We start from the raw sequence: 1,643 nt of genomic DNA on the forward strand, positions 1-1,643 counted from the left end.
GTAGGATCAAGACGAATATCTGGCTGCAATCCTATTCTTTGCGTTGGGTTTTTATCTGGATTAAATATGCCGAGTCCACTTATAGCGGTTTTTATTTTTCCTGGAAGCATAATGATACGTATATCACCATCAGTTCCAGCAGACGGCCTACCGAGAACTATGGAGTTTTCTGTATTTCTAAGAGACATCGTTGTAAACTCGCCTTGACTAGCAGTATGTTCATTGATTAGAATCACTACTTTCCCTTTATAAACGGAATTTGTTTCTTGGGGCTTCCCTGAAACCATAGGCTCAAGGTAATAAAATTCACCGGGTATTGCACGATTGGGGACCGATACTGTGGCAAACTCTTTTTCAGAAGCGATCAGATATTTGGCTAATTCATAAGTAAGTATGCTAGATGGGTAGTTTCTAAGATCTACAATTAGCCCTTTAGTGTTCCACCACTTTTTCATGATTTTATCAATCTCTCCATCTTTCAAGAGACCAGCATTAATATAGTAGATTTCTCCACTCTCCATTGCTTGTGATTTCGTATCAACCAGGAAATTAATGTCTTGTTGACTGCCTACTGCACTAATGTGCCTCTTATTTCCCTGCCGAATTACAGTAACGTCCGTATTCTTCTGTTCAGTTCGGAATAAATCAAGAAAAAATAAGCTGGCCGTGTCTTCTCGCGACTGTGATATATATTTTCTTCTATCTTCTAATAATTCATCTATATTTTTGTCGCCTACTTTTAGTACAATGTCTCCGACATCAAGTCCACACTTGTTAATTACTTTATTTATAACAATCTGATTGTTAATTTCGATAAAGTTTACGGGAAGCCGATACGTTCCAAAATAATCAGTAATCGTCTCTCTATCTTTGCCCACCAAATATGCATGAGAATCATGTATTCTAGTTGTCAGTTCTGCTAAGGTCATGAAATAGGAGTCATAATCCGATCCATCTACCATTTTAGGGATAAACTCCAGAAGCACTCGATCCCAATCTTCTCCGATGACATCTTTATACGGATAGTAATATTCGATAATATTCCAGTAGCGGAATAAACCTAGCAACCTGTAGCCTGTATCATCGAAATTCATATTAGAGTACGGGTTTTCATTTCCCATAGACGGAAAGAATGAATCCTCCTTAAAACTAACATATGCATATTCTCGTTCTGAAATATTCGAATCCAGAAGCTTCGATAATTCAAGACTCAAGTCCGTTCCGAGATATTCTTCATCCTTGGACCAATCTGTAGATGGACTGAGCTGTATGGAATCTTCGGAAAATTGATATTGAACATCAAGCTCTTCAGAAATGGACTCGCTGCCTAATGAATGAACCCACTCATAGAGAATTGAATTCACATCTGAATTTTCTTCTAAAATAGAGGGCACCACCCGAAACAGCTCATAATCCCAATTTACATCTCCAGATACAACCTTAGGATGATAGTATTTCACCACTCCCCATACCTTACTGAGCTTAGCAAAATCCACGATCTTTTGTTCAGAAAGGCTGGAAAATTTCATTCCACTTCCTTGGTCAAATTCTTGCTCCTTCTCTCTCCCGAGTTGATGAGTCTCTTGTGATGTAGAACATCCTGCAATAATAAAAATAAGCAATACACTGAAAAACACCAGGGA

Annotated in this window: 1 protein-coding gene; it reads right to left on the reverse strand. The window is 38.2% G+C overall.

What is annotated here, in order from left to right; all coding sequences use genetic code 11:
* Positions 1-1,637 (reverse strand): S41 family peptidase (locus PAENI_RS31695; protein WP_262495813.1); only part of this gene is annotated, 1,637 nt, incomplete at its 3' end.
* Positions 1,638-1,643: the final 6 nt, after the last annotated feature.

It is taken from the genome of Paenibacillus sp. B2(2019) (assembly GCF_008370385.1).
Taxonomy (GTDB): Bacteria; Bacillota; Bacilli; order Paenibacillales; family Paenibacillaceae; genus Paenibacillus_AQ.